This is a genomic window from Streptomyces sp. NPDC001970 (genome assembly GCF_053594115.1).
Window position 1 is genome coordinate 22,018 of record NZ_JBSFDW010000011.1, and the last position, 19,867, is coordinate 41,884.

General features: G+C 72.9%; 20 protein-coding genes. 14 read left to right on the forward strand and 6 right to left on the reverse strand.

Going from position 1 to position 19,867, the window contains the following annotated elements; all coding sequences use genetic code 11:
• Positions 1-353 precede the first annotated feature (353 nt).
• The 4 genes from ACWCP0_RS15810 to ACWCP0_RS15825 all read left to right on the forward strand — a co-directional run bounded on the left by ACWCP0_RS15810 (position 354) and on the right by ACWCP0_RS15825 (position 3,846).
• Positions 354-485, forward strand: a complete 132-nt coding sequence (locus tag ACWCP0_RS15810) for a hypothetical protein (RefSeq protein WP_451079379.1) — start codon at positions 354-356, stop codon at positions 483-485.
• A gap of 110 nt (positions 486-595) precedes the next feature.
• On the forward strand, positions 596-1,765 hold the full coding sequence (gene tuf / locus ACWCP0_RS15815) for an elongation factor Tu (RefSeq protein ID WP_451079380.1): 1,170 nt from the start codon (positions 596-598) through the stop codon (positions 1,763-1,765).
• Between the two features lie 76 nt (positions 1,766-1,841).
• Complete coding sequence (locus tag ACWCP0_RS15820) at positions 1,842-2,720, forward strand: patatin-like phospholipase family protein (RefSeq protein ID WP_451079381.1); 879 nt, start codon at positions 1,842-1,844, stop codon at positions 2,718-2,720.
• 280 nt (positions 2,721-3,000) lie between these two features.
• On the forward strand, positions 3,001-3,846 hold the full coding sequence (locus tag ACWCP0_RS15825) for a spermidine synthase (RefSeq protein ID WP_451079382.1): 846 nt from the start codon (positions 3,001-3,003) through the stop codon (positions 3,844-3,846).
• On the opposite strand, the gene ACWCP0_RS15830 is transcribed toward ACWCP0_RS15825, so the two are convergent.
• Together ACWCP0_RS15830 and ACWCP0_RS15835 are read right to left on the reverse strand one after the other, a co-directional pair.
• A complete protein-coding gene (locus tag ACWCP0_RS15830; protein ID WP_451079383.1) occupies positions 3,808-5,118 on the reverse strand; it encodes an MFS transporter in 1,311 nt (436 codons plus the stop codon). The genes ACWCP0_RS15825 and ACWCP0_RS15830 overlap by 39 nt on opposite strands.
• Positions 5,119-5,160: 42 nt before the next feature.
• Positions 5,161-6,207 carry a hypothetical protein gene (locus ACWCP0_RS15835; RefSeq protein WP_451079384.1) on the reverse strand — a complete coding sequence of 349 codons (1,047 nt, stop codon included), beginning with the start codon at positions 6,205-6,207 and terminating at the stop codon, positions 5,161-5,163.
• Positions 6,208-6,315: 108 nt separating this feature from the next.
• Here ACWCP0_RS15835 and ACWCP0_RS15840 point away from each other — a divergent pair, with 108 nt between their 5' ends.
• From ACWCP0_RS15840 to ACWCP0_RS15855, 4 genes are all read left to right on the forward strand, one after another.
• On the forward strand, positions 6,316-6,753 hold the full coding sequence (locus ACWCP0_RS15840; protein ID WP_451079533.1) for a DUF4442 domain-containing protein: 438 nt from the start codon (positions 6,316-6,318) through the stop codon (positions 6,751-6,753).
• Between the two features lie 389 nt (positions 6,754-7,142).
• Positions 7,143-7,859: a DedA family protein gene (locus ACWCP0_RS15845; RefSeq protein WP_451079385.1), complete on the forward strand. Its 717-nt coding sequence runs from the start codon at positions 7,143-7,145 to the stop codon at positions 7,857-7,859.
• A 52-nt stretch (positions 7,860-7,911) separates the two neighbouring features.
• Positions 7,912-8,448 (forward strand): gamma carbonic anhydrase family protein, encoded by a 537-nt coding sequence (locus tag ACWCP0_RS15850; protein WP_451079386.1) that lies wholly within the window; start codon positions 7,912-7,914, stop codon positions 8,446-8,448.
• Between the two features lie 371 nt (positions 8,449-8,819).
• On the forward strand, positions 8,820-8,993 hold the full coding sequence (locus tag ACWCP0_RS15855; protein ID WP_451079387.1) for a CsbD family protein: 174 nt from the start codon (positions 8,820-8,822) through the stop codon (positions 8,991-8,993).
• 99 nt (positions 8,994-9,092) lie between these two features.
• Here the strand turns inward: ACWCP0_RS15855 and ACWCP0_RS15860 are convergent, their stop codons facing one another.
• On the reverse strand, positions 9,093-10,319 hold the full coding sequence (locus ACWCP0_RS15860; RefSeq protein ID WP_451079388.1) for an FUSC family protein: 1,227 nt from the start codon (positions 10,317-10,319) through the stop codon (positions 9,093-9,095).
• Positions 10,320-10,424: 105 nt separating this feature from the next.
• Here ACWCP0_RS15860 and ACWCP0_RS15865 point away from each other — a divergent pair, with 105 nt between their 5' ends.
• Entirely contained in the window at positions 10,425-11,168 is a 744-nt protein-coding gene (locus ACWCP0_RS15865; protein ID WP_451079389.1) for an acyltransferase, read from the forward strand.
• 56 nt (positions 11,169-11,224) lie between these two features.
• Here the strand turns inward: ACWCP0_RS15865 and ACWCP0_RS15870 are convergent, their stop codons facing one another.
• Positions 11,225-12,097 carry an EamA family transporter gene (locus ACWCP0_RS15870; protein WP_451079534.1) on the reverse strand — a complete coding sequence of 291 codons (873 nt, stop codon included), beginning with the start codon at positions 12,095-12,097 and terminating at the stop codon, positions 11,225-11,227.
• Between the two features lie 92 nt (positions 12,098-12,189).
• Between ACWCP0_RS15870 and ACWCP0_RS15875 the strand changes: the two genes are divergently transcribed.
• Both ACWCP0_RS15875 and ACWCP0_RS15880 read left to right on the forward strand, forming a co-directional pair.
• The gene (locus tag ACWCP0_RS15875) at positions 12,190-12,762 is read left to right on the forward strand and encodes a helix-turn-helix domain-containing protein (RefSeq protein WP_451079390.1); all 573 of its coding nucleotides are present in this window, start codon (positions 12,190-12,192) and stop codon (positions 12,760-12,762) included.
• A gap of 44 nt (positions 12,763-12,806) precedes the next feature.
• A complete protein-coding gene (locus ACWCP0_RS15880) occupies positions 12,807-13,364 on the forward strand; it encodes a YbaK/EbsC family protein (protein WP_451079391.1) in 558 nt (185 codons plus the stop codon).
• Between the two features lie 144 nt (positions 13,365-13,508).
• Here the strand turns inward: ACWCP0_RS15880 and ACWCP0_RS15885 are convergent, their stop codons facing one another.
• The gene (locus ACWCP0_RS15885) at positions 13,509-13,916 is read right to left on the reverse strand and encodes a CoA-binding protein (protein WP_451079392.1); all 408 of its coding nucleotides are present in this window, start codon (positions 13,914-13,916) and stop codon (positions 13,509-13,511) included.
• A 58-nt stretch (positions 13,917-13,974) separates the two neighbouring features.
• On the opposite strand from ACWCP0_RS15885, the gene ACWCP0_RS15890 reads away from it, so the two are divergent.
• The 3 genes from ACWCP0_RS15890 to ACWCP0_RS15900 all read left to right on the forward strand — a co-directional run bounded on the left by ACWCP0_RS15890 (position 13,975) and on the right by ACWCP0_RS15900 (position 19,339).
• A complete protein-coding gene (locus tag ACWCP0_RS15890) occupies positions 13,975-14,601 on the forward strand; it encodes a YigZ family protein (protein WP_451079393.1) in 627 nt (208 codons plus the stop codon).
• A gap of 142 nt (positions 14,602-14,743) precedes the next feature.
• Positions 14,744-15,907 (forward strand): exonuclease SbcCD subunit D, encoded by a 1,164-nt coding sequence (locus ACWCP0_RS15895; RefSeq protein ID WP_451079394.1) that lies wholly within the window; start codon positions 14,744-14,746, stop codon positions 15,905-15,907.
• A 216-nt stretch (positions 15,908-16,123) separates the two neighbouring features.
• Entirely contained in the window at positions 16,124-19,339 is a 3,216-nt protein-coding gene (locus tag ACWCP0_RS15900; protein ID WP_451079395.1) for an AAA family ATPase, read from the forward strand.
• Here ACWCP0_RS15900 and ACWCP0_RS15905 read toward each other — a convergent pair.
• Complete coding sequence (locus tag ACWCP0_RS15905; protein ID WP_451079396.1) at positions 19,329-19,775, reverse strand: Lrp/AsnC family transcriptional regulator; 447 nt, start codon at positions 19,773-19,775, stop codon at positions 19,329-19,331. The two genes, ACWCP0_RS15900 and ACWCP0_RS15905, sit on opposite strands and share 11 nt — an antisense overlap.
• Positions 19,776-19,867: the final 92 nt, after the last annotated feature.

Genomic DNA, 19,867 nt, shown 5'->3' on the forward strand with positions numbered 1-19,867 from the left:
GCGGCGGGATATCGGCCGATGGCGCCCGGTGAACCAGCCGACGGCGGCGGGATATCGGCCGATGGCGCCCGGTGAACCAGCCGACGGCGGCGGGATATCGGCCGATGGCGCCCGGTGAACCAGCCGACGGCGGCGGGATATCGGCCGATGGCGCCCGGTGAACCAGCCGACGGCGGCGGGAAATCGGCCGACGGCGCCCGGTGAACCAGCCGACCGCGGCGGGATATCGGCCGATGGCGCCCGGTGAACCAGCCGACGGCGGCGGGAAATCGGCCGACGGCGCCCGGTGAACCAGCCGACCGCGGCGGGAAAACCATTCGACGCGGGCCGTCCGCGGCAGCGATCATCGACGCATGTTCCGGCTCGCCTTCTCCGCAGCGCCGTCCGCAGTCGCGGACGCGCCGAAGGCTGCCGCTTTCCCCGCGGGCGCAGCGGCCGTCGCCGCAGCCGCTGTCGCGGCGCCCCTCGACGGCGCCCGAAGCTGACCCTTCCCGGACTGTCCGGCGGACCCCGTAGGGGGAGGGTCGGTACGGCCCAGGGGTCCCCCTCCACGTGGAGTCCACTCTTCGAGTTCCGGGAAGGAACTGCGTCAGCCATGCCCAAGACGGCATACGTGCGGACCAAGCCGCACCTCAACATCGGCACCATGGGCCACGTCGACCACGGCAAGACCACCCTCACCGCCGCCATCACCAAGGTCCTCAGCGAGCGCGGCACCGGCACGTTCGTGCCGTTCGACCGGATCGACCGGGCCCCGGAGGAGGCCGCCCGCGGCATCACCATCAACATCTCGCACGTCGAGTACGAGACCGACACCCGGCACTACGCACACGTCGACATGCCCGGTCACGCCGACTACGTCAAGAACATGGTCACCGGCGCCGCTCAGCTCGACGGGGCGATCCTCGTGGTCTCCGCGCTCGACGGGATCATGCCGCAGACCGCCGAGCACGTCCTGCTGGCCCGTCAGGTCGGCGTCGACCACATCGTCGTCGCGCTCAACAAGGCCGACGCCGGCGACCCCGAGCTGACCGACCTCGTCGAGCTGGAGGTCCGCGAGCTGCTCACCGCGCACGGGTACGGCGGCGACTCCGTGCCCGTCGTCCGGGTCTCCGGGCTCAGGGCCCTGGAGGGCGACCCACGCTGGACGGGGGCGATCGAGGCGCTGCTGGACGCGGTGGACACGTACGTGCCGATGCCCGTGCGGTACACGGACGCGCCGTTCCTGCTGCCGGTGGAGAACGTGCTCACCATCACCGGGCGCGGCACCGTCGTCACCGGCGCCGTCGAGCGCGGCACAGTGCGCGTCGGCGACCAGGTGGAGGTGCTCGGTGCGGACGTCACGACCGTCGTCACCGGCCTGGAGACCTTCGGCAAGCCGATGGAGTCCGCCGAAGCGGGCGACAACGTGGCGCTGCTGCTGCGCGGAGTGCCGCGCGACGCGGTGCGCCGCGGGCATGTGGTCGCGGCGCCGGGCAGCGTCACACCGAGCCGCCGCTTCACCGCGCAGGTGTACGTCCTGTCCGGTCGCGAGGGCGGCCGTACGACCCCGATCGGCACCGGCTACCGACCGCAGTTCTACATCCGGACCGCGGACGTCGTCGGGGACGTCGACCTCGGCGAGACGGCGGTCGCGCGCCCCGGCGACACGGTCACGATGACCGTCGAGCTCGGTCGCGACATCCCGCTGGAGCCCGGACTCGGCTTCGCGATCCGCGAAGGCGGGCGCACGGTCGGCGCCGGCACGGTGACCGGACTGGTCTGAGCCACTCGGCTCCGCAGGGTCCGCCTCCCGCCACATGCGGGGGGCGGACCCACCCCGCAGGCGCCACACTGCTGCCATGGCGGAGAAGGACGACGACGCGAAGAAGAACGGGAACCGGACGGCGCTGGTACTCGGCGGTGGCGGGCTCGCCGGCATCGGCTGGGAGATCGGCATCCTTCACGGGCTCGCCAGTGCCGGCGCCGACCCGACCGGCGCCGATCTCATCGTCGGCACGTCGGCGGGCTCGGTCGTCGGCGCGCAGCTCACCTCGGGCCGGCTGACCCTGCCGGAGCTGTACGAGCGTCAGCTGAGCGACCCCGAGGGGGAGGTGCCCGCGGGTATGGGCCCGGCCGTGCTCGCCCGCTACCTCTGGGGCGTCCTGCGGTCACGCGACACCGAGGCGTACGGGGCCCGCATGGGCCGTCTCGCGCTGTCGACCCGCACCGAACCGGAGGAGGTGCGGCGCGCCGTCTTCACCGAGCGGCTGCTCGCGCACGAGTGGCCGCGGGCACGCAGGCTGGTCGTCACGGCCGTGGACGCGGTGACCGGCGAGTTCCGGGCGTTCGACCGGGAGAGCGGGGTGGGGCTCATCGACGCGGTCGGCGCGAGCTGCGCCGTCCCCGGCGTCTGGCCGCCCGTCACGATCGACGGGCGGCGCTTCATCGACGGCGGAGTCCGTTCCTCGACCAACGCCGACCTGGCCCTCGGCTACGACACCGTGGTCATCGTCGCCCCCATCGCCGTCGGTGGCGGGCCGGTCATCTCCGCCCGGACGCAGGCCGCCCTGCTCGCCGCCGCGGGGGCGCGCGTGCTCCTGATCACGCCGGACCGGGCCGCCCGCAAGGCGTTCGGGCGCAATGTCCTGGACCCTGCGCGACGGGCCCCCTCCGCCCGCGCCGGCCTGGCCCAGGCGACGGCCCACGCGGACGAGGTCCGCCGTCTCTGGCCCGGGTGACGGGCTCGGGCACCCTGGCCGCCCGAGTGCAGCGAGCCGGTCCGACCGTCCTCGAGCGCCGGACGGGCTTGATGTGTGTCCGGTACCGGGTGACGGGCTCGGGCACCCTGGCCGCCCGAGTGCAGCGAGCCGGTCCGACCGTCCTCGAGCGCCGGACGGGCCTGATGTGTGTCCGGTACCGGGTGGTGGGCGCGGGTGTCCGTTTTCGAGCGCCGGACGGACCGGGTGGGCGCGCCGTATCCGTGCGACGGGCGGTGTCCGTCGGGCGGACAATGGGCGGGTGAACGAGTCCATACCCGTCGTCCGCGCCGTCGATCACGGCACCGCCAAGCTCATGCCGGACGTGGACCGGGAGCGGGCCTGGCTGCTGACCGTGGACGGGGCGCCGCAGTCGTACGTCGATCTGGACGAGCCCACGCACCTCGAGTTCGAGTACGCGCGCAGGCTGGCCCATGTCGTCGACTGCGTCGCCGCCGCGGGTGCGCCCCTCGACGTCCTGCACCTCGGCGGCGGGGCCCTGACGCTTCCCCGCTACGTCGCGGTGACCAGGCCCGGCTCGCGGCAGGACGTCGTGGAGGCGGACCGGGGGCTGCTCGCGCTCGTCGCCGAGCACCTGCCGCTGCCGCCCGGCGCGGGGATCGCCGTGCACGGCGCCGACGCCCGCGAGTGGCTCGAGCGGGCCCCGGCGGATTCGGCCGACGTCCTGATCGCCGATGTGTTCGGCGGGTCGCGGGTGCCCGCGCACCTCACATCGGGCGAGTACGCACGGGCCGCGGAGCGCGTCCTGCGCCCCGGAGGGGTCTACGCCGCCAACCTCGCCGACGGTGCTCCTTTCGGCTTCCTCCGCTCCCAGCTGGCCACCTTCGCCGCGGAGTTCGAGGAGCTGGCGCTCATCGCCGAGCCCGCGATGCTGCGCGGCCGCAGGTTCGGCAACGCCGTACTGCTCGCGTCGCACCGCGCGATCGACACGGCGGTACTCGCCCGTCGCACCGCGTCCGACGCCTTCCCGGCCCGCGTCGAGCACGGCGAGGCCCTTCGGCGCCTCATCGGGGATGCGCGTGCGGTGCGGGACGAGGACGCAGTCGCGTCACCCGAGCCGCCCGACGGGGCCTTCGGCATCGGCTGAGAGCGCCGCCGCCTCCCGTCCGGTCACATGCCGCGTACGCCTCGTCAGATTCCGTACGTCGGGGACCAGCAGCACCAGCGCGGTCACCAGCACGATCAGCGCCGCGCACCCCCACAGCGCCTGCTCCCGGCCGAACAGGCCCTCCGCGGGTCCCGCCAGCGCCGTGGACAGGGGCAGCATCGCCGTCGAGCCGAACCAGTCGTACGCGGAGACCCGGGACAGCTTCTCCTCCGGGATCTCCTGGTGCAGCGTGGTCATCCACGCGACGCCGAACACCTCGATCGCGACACCGCTGGCGAACATCACCACGGCCAGCGGACCGAACGACAGCGGAACGGCGAGCGCGGCCGAGGGCAGCGCCAGCGGAAAGACGCACAGGGTGCCCACGAGCAGCATCCGCCGCGGCTTCCACCGCATCATCAGCAGCGCCCCGCCCAGCGTGCCCAGTCCGAACGCCGCCAGAGCCAGGCCCCACGGCCGCGCGCCGCCCAGTGACTCCGCGGCGACCAGCGGCCCGTAGACCGAATCGGCCGCGCCGACGACGGCGACCACCACCGAGAACTGGGCCACGATCGACCACAGCCAGGGCCTGCCGATGAACTCCTTCCAGCCGTCGCGCAGATCGGCGAGCAGCCCGCCGCCGGGGGCACGGTCCGGGATGTGGCTCACGTCGAGGAAGGCGCGGAGGGCGCCCGCCACAGCGAAGGCCGCGGCGTCGATCGCGAGCACCCAGCCCGGGCCGACCGCGGCGATCATCGCGCCCCCGAGCGCCGCACCGCCGATGCCGGCACCGTGCATCGCCATCCGGAAGAGCGCGAAGGCCCGGCTCGCCTGCTCGCCGTCGACGCTGGACATCAGCATGCCCTCGGCGGCCGGGTTGAAGAAGGCCTGCCCCGTGCCGCAGAGCGCGGTGAGGAGCATCATCTGCCACAGCTGCGGCTCGCCGGCCAGCACCAGGGCGGCGAAGGCGGCCTGCGAGACGCAGTTGAGGGCGTTGGCGGCCACCATCACCCGGTGCCGCGGCAGCCGGTCGGCGATCACCCCGCCGATCAGCAGGAAGAGCACGAGCGGCAGGGTCCTGGCCGCCGCCACGAGCCCGACGTCACCGCCGTCGCCGCCGGACTCCAGCACGGCGAACGCCGCCGCGATCAGGGCACCGTGGGTGCCCAGGTTGGTGACGATCGCGGCGGCGGTCAGCAGTGAGTAGTTGCGCCCGGCCCACTCGGGGCGGCGCTTTCGGCGGTTGGGGAGGGATGCGGCGGGATTGTTCACCCGTGGACTATCGCCGCCGCCGGCCCTCCTTGCCAAACCGGATTACGCCGCGGGTTCGTCAGCCAGTCGTACGGTGCCGAGGATCTGCTGGATCGTCGCGTCCGGGATCTCCTCCGGGACGCCCACGTTGGCGTAGAGGACCCAGGTGGCGAAGTCACCCTTGGTGTTCTTGAAGGAGAAGGCGATCGACTTGCCGTCCGTGTCGCACTTGTCGTCCTTCTTCACCCCGAGGGCGGTGGCCGTCGCGACATGCCCGCTCAGACCGGACTTCGTCGTGTAGGGCCGCGCCTTGGTGATCTTGACGAGGCTCTTCTGCTTCTGGGCGTAGGCGGCGAACACCCAGGTGCCCGCCTCCTGATAGGCCGCGTCCGCAGTGTCCTTCGCGCCCTGGCCGCCCTTGGTTCCGGTGCCACCCAGACCGGAGTCCTCCGTCTTCCCGTCCTTGTCGGAGTCGACGGAGCACCACTTGCTCTTGTAGAACGCCGGCGCCGACATCATGACGAGGGGCGAGCCGTCGCCCTTCTCGGAGTCCTCGAACCCGCTGCCGACGCCGCTGCCCGACACCTCCCAGGTCGCCGGGACGTCGAAGCGCGTTCCGTGCTTGGGGTTGGTGACGACCTTCCAGCCCGCGATCGTGGGCTTGGCCGCGCCGGAGCCGTCCCGCGGGTTGGCCGTGGGCGAGGCGCTCTGCTCCGACGGGGTCCCCGACGCGGCGGGCTTGTTGCCGTCCGCCTTCGGATCCTTCGCGTCGTCGTCGTTCAGCACCACGACGCCGGTGATGACAGCCGCGGCGACGACGGCCGTGGCGGCGACGACCGCAACGATCGCCGTCTTCTTCTTCTCGGAAGGGCCGGGCCCACCGGGCTGGGGCGGACCGGGCACGGAGTACTGCGGCACGGTCGGCTGCTGGTACGGGTTCGGCGGCTGCTGGTACCCGGGCTGCTGGGGGTAACCCGGCTGCTGGTACCCGGGCTGCTGCGGGTATCCCGGCTGCGCGTACGGATTCGGCTGCTGGTAACCCGGTTGCGCGTACGGGTTCTGGTCCTGCGGGTTCTGCTCGCCCCCGGGCGGCTGCTGTCCTGGCCACATGGCCGATAACCATAGAGGTGACGGGCGTCCCGCTGCCACGTCGCCCCCGGGGGGATGGTCAAGAGCTCCTACCCATGGGTAACATCGGTTCGCATGAGCGCAGATCAGATGACCGTGGGCGAGATGCTCGCCGCCACGGTGCCCATGGCCAGGACCCTCAACCTGGAGTTCGTGGAGACCACCGCGGAGCGTGCAGTGGTCCGTATGCCGGACCAGCCCGACTACCACAACCACGTCGGCGGGCCGCACGCCGGAGCGATGTTCACGCTCGCCGAGTCGGCGAGCGGAGCGATCGTGCTCGCCGCCTTCGGCGACCAGTTGAACCGTGCGGTGCCGCTCGCCGTCAAGGCCGAGATCGGCTACAAGAAGCTCGCCATGGGGGTCGTCACGGCCACCGCCACCCTCGGCCGCCCCGTCGCCGAGGTCGTCGCGGAACTGGACGAGGGCCACCGCCCCGAGTTCCCCGTCGACATCGCGATCACGCGCGCAGACGGCGCCGTGACGGGCGAGATGACCGTCGTCTGGACGCTTCGGCCCAACGCCTGAGCGTCCCGGCGGCCTGAGCGTCCCGACTGTCTGGGCCCTCCGGCGGCCTGAGCGTCCCGACTGTCTGGGCCCTCCGGCGGCCTGAGCGTCCCGACTGTCTGAGCCCTCCGGCGGCCTGAGCGTGCCGGTGGCGCGACCGTCCCGGTCGCCCGTGCGGTGCGCAGCCACGGCCGGGACGTGCGCCCGGCGCCGGCTGCGCGCCCCGTTTCGTACCCGCCCTGCGTCCTGGCCTGCGATCTCCCTCGGGCCGGATGCGCGGCGAACCGGGTGGTAAGACCAGGTAGGCTGCCCGGCGTGCGCCCTTCGCGGCGCACGCCGGGCAGCTGGGCTCGACCACGACCACGACCACGACCACGGGCCGGCGCCGACGACAACGGGAGGAAGCGGCGTTGCACGTCCAGGAGTGGCTCGAGGCCGTCCCCGCGGTCAGCATCTACGTCCTGGTGGGCGTGGTCATCGGCCTCGAGAGCCTCGGCATCCCGCTACCGGGCGAGATCGTTCTCGTCAGTTCCGCGCTTCTCGCCTCCCAGCACGGCGACATCGACCCCTGGGTGCTCGGCGCCTGCGCCACGGCCGGCGCGGTCATCGGCGACTCGATCGGCTACGCCATCGGGCGCAAGGGCGGCCGCCCCCTGCTGACCTGGCTCGGCGGGAAGTTCCCCAAGCACTTCAGCGCGGCCAACATCGCCGTGGCCGAGCGGTCCTTCGAGAAGTGGGGCATGTGGGCCGTCTTCTTCGGCCGCTTCGTCGCGCTGCTGCGGATCTTCGCCGGACCGCTCGCCGGTGTGCTGCGCATGCCGTACTGGAAGTTCCTCATCGCCAATGTCTTCGGCGGAATCCTCTGGGCCGGCGGCACGACCGCCGTCATCTACTCCGTCGGCGTCGTCGCCGAGGCCTGGCTCAAGCGCTTCTCCTGGCTGGGCCTCGTCCTCGCCGTACTGATCGGCGTCACCTCGATGCTCGTCCTCAAGAGCCGCGCGAAGAAGGCGGCCGCACGCATGGAGAGCGCAGCGGACGGCGCCCCCGCTGAGGCTGCCGAGGAGACGTCGCCTACGGTGCACGCGGGCGCGACGCAGAACTGGCGTCGTGACGACGCGATGACGTGACGCGATGACGTGACGCGATGACGTGACGCGATGACGTGGTGAGGAGACGGCGATGGCAGAGCGCGAGCGGGCACTGATCTCTGGAGTGGGCGGGAAGGAGCCGCAGGTCGCTCCCGACGCGTTCACGGCGCCCACGTCCGTCGTGATCGGCGACGTCACGATGGCGGCCGGGGCGAGTGTCTGGTATCACACCGTGCTGCGCGCCGACTGCGGCCCGATCGTCGTCGGTGCCGACAGCAACATCCAGGACAACTGCACCGTGCACGTCGACCCGGGCTTCCCGGTGACCGTCGGCGAGCGCGTGTCGGTCGGGCACAACGCCGTACTGCATGGCTGCACGGTGGAGGACGACGTCCTCGTGGGCATGGGGGCCACCGTCCTCAACGGCGCGCACATCGGCGCCGGTTCGCTCGTCGCCGCGCAGGCCCTCGTCCCGCAGGGCATGCGGATCCCGCCGGGCTCCCTCGTCGCGGGCGTGCCCGCCAAGGTCAGGCGCGAACTGACCGAGGAGGAACGGGAGGGCATCAAGCTCAACGCGGCCATGTACCTGGAGCTGGTGAAGGGGCACCGGGCGGCGCTCGACGGCTGACCGCCCTGCTGCTGCCGCCGGTCCGCTGATTGGGGCCGCGGGGCACGGGGTAGTCGCAGCGGGCGGGGGATGACAGGCGCGAACCTGAAAGGCTCAGCCATGACCACCCCGAAGGAACCGCCCCCCGGCGGCCCGGCGCCCGTGCCGAGCGGTCCCGATCCCGTGCCGCGAGACCCTCAGCCGCCCGAACCGGCCCCGGAGCCCGACCACGCGCCGCCTCCGGACCCGGAACCCGGCACCCGGCCGCTGCCCGAGCCGCCCGACTGACGAGGCCGTCCGACCAGCCGCTCAGTGTCACCGATTGCGGACACTGGGTGATGGGCGCAAGGTGGATACGCCAGTCCACCCCCCACAGTGAAGGGACCACCCTCATGGGCAAGGCAAAGGCCAAGGCGAAGCAGGCCAAGGGTCAGATGAAGGAAACCGCAGGCAAGGCCATGGGCGACAAGCGCATGCAGGCCGAGGGCCGCGGCGAGCAGGCGATGGGCAAGACCCAGGAGTCCCTGGAGAACGCGGCCGAGCGGGTGAAGAAGTCCGGCCGGTAAGCCTCCCGGTCCCGCCTGCATGACCCGAGGCGGCCGCGCCCGCACAGCACGGGTGCGGCCGCCCCGGCGCGTCCGGACGTACGTGCCGGGCCTGACTGCTCAGCCAGGCTCGCCGCCGCCGCGCCGAAAGCTTCCGCGCACCCTGCGTTTCACGTTGTCGAACCACTGGCGGCCCGCAGGCGGTGCGCTGGAGTGCCGGTCGAGCTCCTCGATCAGTCGCTCGGAGCGCTTCTCCACGTCCAGCTCGTCCAGGATGCGGTCCGCCTCCGCGAGCAGCGCTCCGTGCAGCTGCCAGTGGTCGGCGTCCTCGCGGACGCCGTCCAGCAGCAGCCGGGCGACCCGGTTCCGGCACTCACGGCCCGCGGCCAGCTCCGTGGCGAGCCGGGACTCGGCCTCCTCGGCGTTCGCCGACACCTGCGTGGTGATCAGTTCGGCAAAGCTCCCGATCGCGTTGGCCAGATGACCGAACAGCTCCTGGAGCTCGGAGGTCACGGGCGGCGGAAAGAACGTTCCGGAGCTGCGGGTCTTGGCGAGATCGGTGAGCGTTCGGGCGGACACCCGAAGGATCACCGCACAGATCTCCAGCGCGTCGAGGCCCGTGCGCAGCACGAGCCGGGAGAGCACCGGCTCCTTGACCCTCGGATTGAGCCGCAGGCTGTCCTCCGCCTGCCGCAGGGCCGCGTCCACCTGCACGATGTCGTGGTCGAGGCGGCGGGCCTCGTGGAGCCGGGCCGCGGCCTGCTCGACGGGCGTGTGCTCGCCGAGCTGTCGGGAGATGTGCGCGAGCAGCTTCTGCATCCGCCCGGCGAGGTCGCTGATCGCCTCGCTCGCGTCACTCACCCACACGGGCGGTACGAACAGGAAGTTGAACAGAAGCCCGACGATCGCGCCGATCAGCGTCTCCAGGACCCGGTCCCACGCCGTCGCGGTCACCTGGGTCACGCCCAGCACGAGCATCGCGCTGATCGCCACCTCGGGCACGTACTCGCCGACCCTGACGAAGCGGCCGATCACCAGCGACGCCAGGATCACCAGGCCGAGGCTCCACCAGCTCAGGCCCACCAGTGCGCTGAAGCCGATCGCGATGAGCACGCCCGCGACGACCGAGTTCACCCGGCGGATGCCGTTGGTGAGGGTCGAGTAGAGCGTGACCTGAACGACGAGGAGCGCCGTCAGGGGTGCGGTGAGCGGCGCGGGCTCGCTGCTGAGCTGGAGGGCGACGACGTAGGAGATGACGGCGGCGGCGGTGGAGCGCACGGTCTGGACGACAGCCGGTTCCCGGTGACGCCGTACGAGGTCGCGCAGTGGTTCGGTCGCTTCGGACACCCTCTTCCCCTTCCCCGTCGCGACCGTGTGCGAAGCCCCGCTGTAGGGCGAACATCACAGCTCACCTCTCTGACCTGCGATGCCCTCGCCCACTACCGTGTCCGGGTGCCGAACAACAGAAACACGTTCTCCTCACTGGCCGCGTGGCGGCGCCGCCTCGTCGCCCGGGCCGTGCACCGCGGTTGGCGCTGGGTGCAGGAGGCGGGCGCGGTCACCGCGGAGACGCCGGGAGCGCTGCGCTTCCGCAGGATCGGCACCGGCACCCGGCTCGCCTTTCCGCAGGGCACCGTGTTCGGCGAGGCCTGGATCGAGCTCGGTGACCACTGCATCATCGGCGAGCAGGTGACCCTGACCGCGGGCATGATGCCCGATCTGGATCTCGGGCCCGATCCGATCCTGACCCTCGGCGACGGCGTCGTCCTCGGGCGGGGCAGCCACGTGATCGCCGACACGACGGTGACCATCGGCTCGGACACGTTCTGCGGCCCGTACGTCTACATCACCTCGACCAATCACAGTTACGACGATCCGCACCAGCCGGTGGGCCGGCAGTGGCCCCGGGCCGAGCCGGTCGAGATCGGCCCCGGCTGCTGGCTCGGCACGGGAGCGGTGGTCCTGCCCGGCGCGCGCATCGGCCGCAATGTGGTCGTCGCGGCCGGCTCCGTCGTGCGCGGTGAGGTGCCCGACCACGCGGTGGTGGCCGGGGCGCCGGCCAAGGTCGTACGCCGCTGGGACGCCGAGCAGGGCTGGCGGCCGCCGCTGCGCACGCCCGCGCCGGTGCCGATTCCGGAAGGCGTCACTCCGGAGGATCTGAGGGCGCTCGCAGCGCTGGAGCCTGACGAGGGCTGACCGAGCTCGGACGCACGGCGGCTCACCCGGGGCCTGTGCGGGCGGTCCGCAGCCGGTCAGCCACTCGCCAGCAGCACCGTGCCGACCAGCGCCAGCCCGGCTCCGGCCGCCTGAACGGCCCGCAGCCGTTCCCTCAGGACGCCCCGCGCGGCCAGCGCCGTCACCACCGGATAGAGCGAGGCGAGCACGGCGGCGACGGTCACCGGACCGTGCTGGGCGGCGATCGAGTACGTACCGTTCGCGGCGACGTCGGCCAGGCCCACGAACGCCAGGGCGGGCAGCGAGCGCACGATGAGCCGCAGCCCACCCTCCTCGGCCGGCGGCAGCGCCCGGCCGCCCCGCTTCACCGAGGCGTACAGCGCGGCGCCGCCCACCGCGACATTGGTGACCCGCTGCACGAACAGCGCCAGGAAGAGCCCGGTGAGCGTGGTCGACGCCTCGGCGATCAGCGCCATCACGGACCCGAAGCCGAATGCCGCGAGCAGGGTCAGCAGGACCGCCTGTCGCTGCACGGGCGCCCCGCGCAGCTCCGGTCCGCCGGCCAGCAGGACCCCGACCACCGCCACGCCGATGCCCGCGAACTGCAGCAGTCCGGGCCGGTCTCCCAGCAGCAGCCCCACCGAGACCGGTACGACGACCCCCAGCGAGCCGAGCGGCGACACCACGCCCATCGGGCCGAGCGCCAGCGCCTTGTAGAAGCTGAGCATGGCGACGGGGCCGACCACACCGGCCGCCACCGCATACCAGAGCCGCGGACCCGCCTCGGCGAAGCTGCCGGTCGCGACCACGATCGCGCCGAGCACGACGACCGCGATCGACTGGGACACTACGACCACGGTCAGCGCGGGCGCACGCCGTGTGAGCAGCCCGCCGCCGAAGTCGGCCAGCCCCCAGAGGAGACTGGTGGCCAGGGCGAACAGGGCGGTCATGGCGGCCTCGCAGTACAGTTCGGTGAACGATCCGGTGCACCACACCGTAGTGCAGTCTATTGAACTTTATCATCCAGAATATTGGACGGAACGTGTCGGACCTGGACCAGCTCACGCAATCGCTCGCCCGTAATGTCAAGCACTGGCGCAGCGAGCGGGGCTTCACGCTCGACGCCCTCGCCGCCCGCTCCGGCGTCAGTCGGGGCATGATCATCCAGATCGAGCAGGCTCGCACGAACCCCAGCGTCGGCACGACCGTGAAGCTCGCCGACGCACTGGGCGTCAGCATCACCACGCTCCTCGACTACGAGCAGGGACCGCAGGTCCAGCTCGTACCGAAGGAACAGGCCGTGCGCATGTGGTCCACGCCCGCCGGGAGCTCCACCACACTGCTCGTCGGCACCGAGGCCCGCGGCCCGTTCGAGCTGTGGGCATGGACGCTCATGCCGGGGGACGAGAGCGCGTCCGATCCGCACCCCGACGGCACCGTCGAGCTGATCCACGTCACCGAGGGCGAGCTCACACTCGTCGTCGAGGGGGAGTCCCACGGCGTCCCCGCCGGGACGTCGGTGACCTTCGAGGCGAACGTGCCGCACGTCTACCGCAACAGCGGCACGGAAAAGGTGGAGATGACCATGGCGATCTCCGTGCCGCCCGCTCGCTGAGACGCCCAATCGCGGCGTGCCCGAGGGCTGTTAGCGTGACGGGTATGCGCGCACCCATCGGAGACTTCGACAACGCCAGGCCCGCCCCGGACTGCCTCGACGTGCTCACGCCGCCCGTCGCCGATGCGGTGCGCGGCTGGAGCGGGGACGTCCCGGCCGAGCAGTTGCTGTACGTGGACACCGACCCGCGGATCGCCGACACGGCGGCCTTCGTCGAGCACCATGGCGCCGACCTCCTCGACACCTCCGCGAACTGTGTCGTCGTGGCCGGCAGGCGTGGCGGTGAGTCGACGCTCGCCGCCTGTCTGGTCCTGTCCAAGACCCGCGTCGACGTCAACGGCGCCGTGCGCAAGCAACTCGGCGCCCGCAAGGCCTCGTTCGCCTCCATGGACACCGCCACCGGTGAGACCGGCATGGAGTACGGCGGCATCACGCCGATCGGGCTCCCGGCCGGCTGGCCGCTGCTCGTCGACTCCGCCGTCGTCGACACCGAGTGGGTGCTGATCGGCAGCGGGCGCCGTCGCGGCAAGCTCATCGTGCCCGGAAAGGTCTTCGCGGGGCTGCCGGGCGCGGTGGTCCTGGAGGGCCTCGGAGTCGCCTGAGTCCCGGGTCCGCGCACGTCCTTGGTCCGCTCGCGACCCTGGTCCGTCGCGGCCCGGGTCCGCCTGGGCTCCAGGTCCGTCACCCGCTGCCGTCACTCGTTGCCCGACCCCGCTGCGCGAGGCCCGGGGCCGTCGGCCCGCGCCTCAGCCGAGCTGCGGGATCTCGATCGCCGGGCAGCGGTCCATGACCATGTCGAGCCCGGCTCCGCGGGTCCTGTCGTACGCCTCTTCGTCGATCACGCCGAGCTGGAACCAGACCGCCTTCGCGCCCTTGGCCACGGCGTTGTCCGCGACGAACCCGGCGAGTTCACTGTTGACGAACACATCCACGACGTCCACGGGGAAAGGGATCTCGTCGAGCGTGGCGTACCCCTGCTCCCCGTGGACCGTCTCCGCCTTCGGGTGCACGGGCACGATGCGCTTGCCGAAGCGCTGGAGGACCCTCGCGACCCCGTGGGCGGCGCGGGACTCGTTGTTCGACAGCCCGACCACGGCCCAGGTGTCGCCCGTCTCGGTGAGGATCTTCCGGATCGTCTCTGCGTCTGCGTACATGCCCGCTCAACGGAAGGCCCGCGCGGACCATTCCCGTCCCGCCGCATAGGGTGGCGGAATGCAGGAGCAGTACCGGACGGTGGCCCGTGAGGGCGTGCACGAGACCGAGATCAACCGATCGCGCTTCATCTGCGCCCTCGCGCCCGCCGCGACCGAGCAGGAGGCGCAGGACTTCGTCGCACGCATCCGCAAGGAGCACCCGACCGCGACCCACAACTGCTTCGCGTACGTCATCGGCACCGACGCCGCGGTCCAGAAGGCGAGCGACGACGGGGAGCCGGGCGGCACGGCCGGGGTGCCGATGCTGCAGATGCTGATGCGCCGTGAGGTCCGCTACGTCGTGGCCGTCGTGACGCGCTACTACGGCGGCGTCAAACTCGGCGCGGGCGGTCTCATCCGCGCGTACGGGGGCGCTGTCGGCGAGGCGCTCGACGCGCTCGGCACCGTCACGCGCAGGCGCTTCCGGCTGGCCACCGTGACCGTGGACCACCAGCGCGCCGGCAAGCTGGAGAACGATCTGCGCGCGACCGGGCGGTCGGTGCGGGACGTGCGGTACGGCGAGGCCGTGACGATCGAGATCGGGCTGCCGGACGCCGATGTCGAATCCTTCCGCGCGTGGCTCGCCGACGCGACGGCCGGGACGGCGGAGCTGGAGCTCGGCGGCGAGGCGTACGGGGACGCCTGAGGCCTACCGGGACCGCTGTGCAGGTTCCGGGTGGGACGCGGGCAGGGTGCAGGGCGGGCGCAGGCGGGATGAATCGGGTGAAAACGAGGCGAAGTTCGGTACCTGCCTGCGATGTCAGACCCCACCGTTAGTCTCGGGGATCATGAGATTCCTGCATACGTCGGACTGGCACCTGGGACGGTCGTTCCACCGGGTGAGCCTGCTCGACGCCCAGGCCGCGTTCCTCGACCGTCTGGTGGCGACGGTGCGCGAGCGCGACGTGGACGCGGTGCTGGTGGCAGGGGACGTGTACGACAGGGCCGTGCCGCCGCTGTCCGCCGTGGAGCTGTTCGACGACGCTCTGCACCGGCTGGCCGATGTGGGCGTGCCGACGGTGATGATCTCCGGGAACCACGACTCGGCGCGCCGCCTCGGCGTCGGCGCCGGACTCATCGACCGCGCCGGAATCCATCTGCGGACCGACCCGGCGGGCTGCGGTGAGCCCGTGGTGCTCACCGACGCCCACGGGGACATCGCCCTGTACGGACTGCCGTATCTGGAGCCCGCCCTGGTGCGGGACGAGTTCCGTACGGCGACGGCCGGACACGAGTCCGTGCTCGGAGCCGCGATGGAGCGGGTACGGGCCGATCTCGCGGGGCGCACGCCCGGCACCCGGTCCGTCGTTCTCGCGCACGCGTTCGTGGTCGGCGGGGAGCCCAGCGACAGCGAGCGGGACATCACGGTGGGCGGCGTCGCAGCCGTCCCCGCGGGGGTCTTCGAAGGCGTCGACTATGTGGCCCTCGGACATCTGCACGGCTGCCAGAGCATCAACGAGCGTGTGCGGTACGCGGGTTCCCCCCTGGCCTACTCCTTCTCCGAGTCAGGCCACCGCAAGAGCATGTGGCTCGTCGACCTTGGACCGGACGGGGAGATCGAGGCGGAGCGGGTGGACTGCCCGGTGCCGCGGAAGCTCGCCCGCATCCGGGGGCGGCTCGACGACCTCCTGGAGGACCCCGCGCTGGAGCGCGACGAGCAGTCCTGGGTGGAGGCGACGCTCACCGACGCAGTGCGCCCCGACGAGCCGATGGTCCGGCTCACCGAGCGCTTCCCGCACACCCTGAGCCTGGTCTTCGCCCCCGAGCGGCCCGAGGACGACCCGCTCGCCACGTACGCGGAGCGGCTGCGCGACCGCGACGACCACCAGGTCGCCGAGGACTTCGTGGCCCATGTGCGGGGCGGGGCCGGCCCCGACGAGCGGGAGCGCGCCGTGCTGCGCGGCGCCTTCGACGACGTCAGGGTGGACGCGGCGGTGCGCGGTGCCGAGTGAGCCGAAGGGGCGCGCGACGCCCGCGGCCGGAGCCTGCCGGTCAAGCACGGCGAAGGGGAGTACCCCCACTCGCCGAAGGCAGGAGGAGCGCGGAGGCCGCGAGGGCTTCGATCGATGTACGGCTACCGCCGCGTGCGTGGCCGAGCACGGCCGACCGTCGACACCGGCTTCAGCGCGCCCCGGAGGCGCCCCGAGCCTCGGAAGAGAGATGACCGGGTGAGACTGCACCGACTGGGCTTGACCGCCTTCGGGCCCTTCGGCGGGCGGCAGGACGTCGACTTCGACGCGCTCTCGGCCGCCGGGCTGTTCCTGCTGCACGGTCCGACCGGCGCCGGCAAGACGTCGGTCCTCGACGCTGTCTGCTACGCGCTGTACGGGGCGGTGCCGGGTGCCCGGCAGAGCCCGGGTGCGTCACTGCGCAGCGACCACGCCCCGGCCGGTGCGCACACCGAAGTCTGCCTCGAACTCACCGTGGGCGGAAGGCGGCTGGAGATCACCCGGCGGCCCGCCCAGCCGCGCCCCAAGAAGAAGGGCAAGGGCTTCACGACCGACAAGGCACAGAGCTGGCTGCGGGAGTACGACCCCGAGCGAGGCGAGTGGAAGGCGCTCAGCCGCTCGCACCAGGAGATCGGCGAGGAGGTCACCCAGCTCGTCGGGATGAGCAGAGAGCAGTTCTGCCAGGTGGTGATGTTGCCGCAGGGCGACTTCGCCCGGTTCCTGCGGGCCGACGCCGAGGCGCGCGGCAGGCTGCTCGGCCGGCTCTTCGACACCCGGCGCTTCGCCGCGGTCGAGGAGCGGCTCGCCGAGCTGCGGCGCGGCGCCGAGCAGCAGGTCCGTGAGGGCGACGAAAGGCTGCTGGCCGTGGCCCACCGGATGGTCCAGGCCGCGGGCGACGCGGCCGACGGCCTGCCCGCCCCCGATGCCCGGCCCGGGGACCCCGGACTCGCCGGCTCCGTCCTGGAGTGGGCGGCCGTGGCCCGCGCGGGCGCACGCGAAGCCCTCGACATCGCCGGATGCGCGCTGTCCGCGGCGGAGAGCAGGCAGGCGGCTGCCCGGCGGGCCCTGGACGACGAGCGCGAGTTGGCCGGGCTGCAGCAGCGCCACGCGGAGGCGCGCCGGCGCTCGGACGAGCTGGAGGTCCGTCGGCCCGAGCGGGACAGGATCCAGGGTCTGCTGGACCTGGCCCGCAAGGCCGAACTCGTCGGCCCCGCACTGCGGATGCGCGAGGACGCGGAGCGGGACCACCGGGCCGCGAGCCTCGCCTGGGAGCGGGCGCGGGCGTTGCTGCCCACGAGCCTGGTGGACGCGGGCGGCGAGCAGCTCTCCGCGCTGGAGCGCGAGCTCGGCCAGGAGCTCGGGGGCCTCGGTGCGGCGCGCCGCGCCGAGCAGCGCAGTGTGGAACTCGCCCGCGAGCGCGCCGACCTGGACCGCCAGGCCCGCGCCGACGAGGAGCTCCTCCAGGACGCGGACGTCTGGCTGGCGGGCTGGGAGACCGTACGCAGCGGCCTTCAGGAACGCATCGAGGCCGCCGCGGACGCCGCGACCCGCGCCGAGCATCTGACCGGCCGCCTCGATCCGGCGCGCCGCCGCGTGGCCGCCGCCCGTGAGCGCGACCGCCTCGGGGCGCACGCCGCGGCAGTCGGGGAAACCCTCCGCGCTGCCCGCGACGGCGCGAGCGCGGCCCGCGAGTCCTGGCTCGACCTCAAGGAACGCCGGCTCCGCGGCATCGCCGCCGAACTCGCGGCCGGCCTGGTGCCGGGCGACCCCTGCGCGGTCTGCGGCTCGCCCGACCACCCCGCCCCGGCCGTGGCCGACGCCGCCCACATCGACCGCGCCCGGGAGGACGCGGCCTACGACACGTACACCCGCGCGGACACGGCCCGCGCCGACGCGGAACGCGAACTGGCCGTCGTCCGCGAGTCGTTCACCGCGGCGCGGAAGGCGGCCCGCGAAATCCCGCCCGCACCGGGCGCGCCCACCGCCCACGCCGACGTGGTGCCTGACGTGGCCGCGGGCATGGACGGGGGCGGTCGTGGACCGTCCGGCACCGGCCGGGACGGAAACGGGGCTCGCGAGGGGGCCGGCCGCGCCGTCGGGTCCGGCGGTGGACCGGCGGGCCACGCCGGCGGAGAAGCCGGCGGAGACGCGGACCCTGAGGTCCGGGAGCTGGTCGCTGTCGTCGAGGCGCTGGAGCGCGAGCACCGGGAGGCCTATGCGCTGGCCGCGGGGATGCACGCCGCGCGGGAGGCGCTGGACCGGGCCGAGCGGGAGCGCGAGGAGAGGCTTGCCGCACGGCAGGCGGCCGAGACCCGCGGGGCCGCGCTGCGGGAGCGGCGGGAGGTGCTCGACCGGGAGCAGGCCGTGCTGGACGCCGAGGTCGCCCGAGCGACGGGCGGCGCCGGCAGCGTGGCCGAGCGGTCCGCGCTGCTGGAGCGGCGGATCGGCCTGCTCGCCGAAGCCGCCGAAGCCGTCCGCGCGGCCGAGGACACGGCCCGCCGGCTGAAGGAGGCCGACGACCGGCTCGCCGACGCCGCCTTCCGCGCCGGGTACGACACACCCGCCGAAGCCGCCGCCGCGCTGCTCGACGACGACGCGCAGCGCGAGCTCCAGCACCGGCTCGACGCCTGGCAGCGCGAGGCCGCCGCGGTCGCCGACCGGCTCGCCGAGCCGGAGACCCTGGCCGCCGCCGCGCGCCCACCTGCGGACCTGTACGCCGCGCAGCAGGCGCACGACGCCGCCGACCGTGCCCTGCGCGACGCCGCGTCCGCGCTCGCCGCCGCGCGCGACCGCTGCGCCGAGCTCGTCCGTCTTTCGCGCGACGCCGTGTCCGAGGTGCGCCGCATCGGTCCGCTCCGGGAGGAGTACGACCGGGTCGCCCGGCTCGCCGGACTCACCGCGGGCACCTCCGCCGACAACACCCGCCGGATGCGTCTGGAGTCGTACGTCCTTGCGGCCCGTCTCGAGCAGGTCGCGGCCGCCGCCACCGTCCGCCTGCAGCGCATGTCCTCCGGTCGCTACACACTGGTCCACTCCGACGCCCGCTCCGGCGGCAAGCGCGCCGGACTCGGCCTGCATGTCGTCGACGCCTGGACCGGCCGCGAGCGCGACACCGCGACGCTCTCCGGCGGCGAGACGTTCTTCGCCTCCCTCGCCCTCGCCCTCGGCCTCGCCGATGTCGTGACGGACGAGGCCGGGGGAGTGCGCCTGGACACCCTCTTCATCGACGAGGGCTTCGGCAGCCTCGACGACCAGACCCTCGACGAGGTCCTCGACGTCCTCGACTCGCTCCGCGAGCGCGACCGCAGCGTCGGCATCGTCAGCCATGTCGCCGACCTGCGCCGCCGGATCCCCGCCCAGCTGGAGGTGGTCAAGGAACGGCACGGATCCGCCGTACGGTTGCGCGGCGGCGGCTCGGTCGGCGTCAGCGGGTGACGGCCCGCCGGGGCAGGGGCGACGAGTACACCACACTCGTCGTCACCGACCCGAGCGCGCCGATCTTCCCGGAGACCTGCTCGAGGTGGCGCATCGACCGGGCGGCGACCTTCAGCACGAAGCAGTCGTCGCCGGTCACATGGTGCGCCTCCAGGATCTCGGGCGTCGCCGCGAGCAGATCGTGGAACGGCTTGTAGTTGCCGTTCGGATAGCGAAGTCGTACGAACGCGAGCACCTGCAGCCCGAGGCGCTCGTGGTCCACCACGGCCGTGTACCCGGAGATCACCCCGGCCTCCTCGAGCCTGCGGACCCGTTCCGTCACGGCGCTCGGCGACATCGCGACCGTCCGGGCCAGCTCGGCGAAACTGGCCCTGCCCTGGCTCTGCAGGGCGTCGAGGATGCGCCAGTCCGTGGCGTCCGGTGAATATCCCGTCATCCCCGAGAAATAGCAGGGGATTCCCCGGCCGATCAAGAGAAGTGCCGGGACATCCCACTTCAGCGGGACGAATACCGACCGTAGATTCTGGG

Excerpts from the sequence above, each read along its gene's own strand:
- ACWCP0_RS15810 (WP_451079379.1), top strand. The coding sequence starts at position 354 with ATGTTCCGGCTCGCCTTCTCCGCAGCGCCGTCCGCAGTCGCGGACGCG.
- tuf (WP_451079380.1), top strand. The coding sequence starts at position 596 with ATGCCCAAGACGGCATACGTGCGGACCAAGCCGCACCTCAACATCGGC.
- ACWCP0_RS15820 (WP_451079381.1), top strand. The coding sequence starts at position 1,842 with ATGGCGGAGAAGGACGACGACGCGAAGAAGAACGGGAACCGGACGGCG.
- ACWCP0_RS15835 (WP_451079384.1), bottom strand. The coding sequence starts at position 6,207 with ATGTGGCCAGGACAGCAGCCGCCCGGGGGCGAGCAGAACCCGCAGGAC.
- ACWCP0_RS15840 (WP_451079533.1), top strand. The coding sequence starts at position 6,316 with ATGACCGTGGGCGAGATGCTCGCCGCCACGGTGCCCATGGCCAGGACC.
- ACWCP0_RS15850 (WP_451079386.1), top strand. The coding sequence starts at position 7,912 with ATGGCAGAGCGCGAGCGGGCACTGATCTCTGGAGTGGGCGGGAAGGAG.
- ACWCP0_RS15855 (WP_451079387.1), top strand. The coding sequence starts at position 8,820 with ATGGGCAAGGCAAAGGCCAAGGCGAAGCAGGCCAAGGGTCAGATGAAG.
- ACWCP0_RS15870 (WP_451079534.1), bottom strand. The coding sequence starts at position 12,097 with ATGACCGCCCTGTTCGCCCTGGCCACCAGTCTCCTCTGGGGGCTGGCC.
- ACWCP0_RS15880 (WP_451079391.1), top strand. The coding sequence starts at position 12,807 with ATGCGCGCACCCATCGGAGACTTCGACAACGCCAGGCCCGCCCCGGAC.
- ACWCP0_RS15885 (WP_451079392.1), bottom strand. The coding sequence starts at position 13,916 with ATGTACGCAGACGCAGAGACGATCCGGAAGATCCTCACCGAGACGGGC.
- ACWCP0_RS15890 (WP_451079393.1), top strand. The coding sequence starts at position 13,975 with ATGCAGGAGCAGTACCGGACGGTGGCCCGTGAGGGCGTGCACGAGACC.
- ACWCP0_RS15895 (WP_451079394.1), top strand. The coding sequence starts at position 14,744 with ATGAGATTCCTGCATACGTCGGACTGGCACCTGGGACGGTCGTTCCAC.
- ACWCP0_RS15905 (WP_451079396.1), bottom strand. The coding sequence starts at position 19,775 with ATGACGGGATATTCACCGGACGCCACGGACTGGCGCATCCTCGACGCC.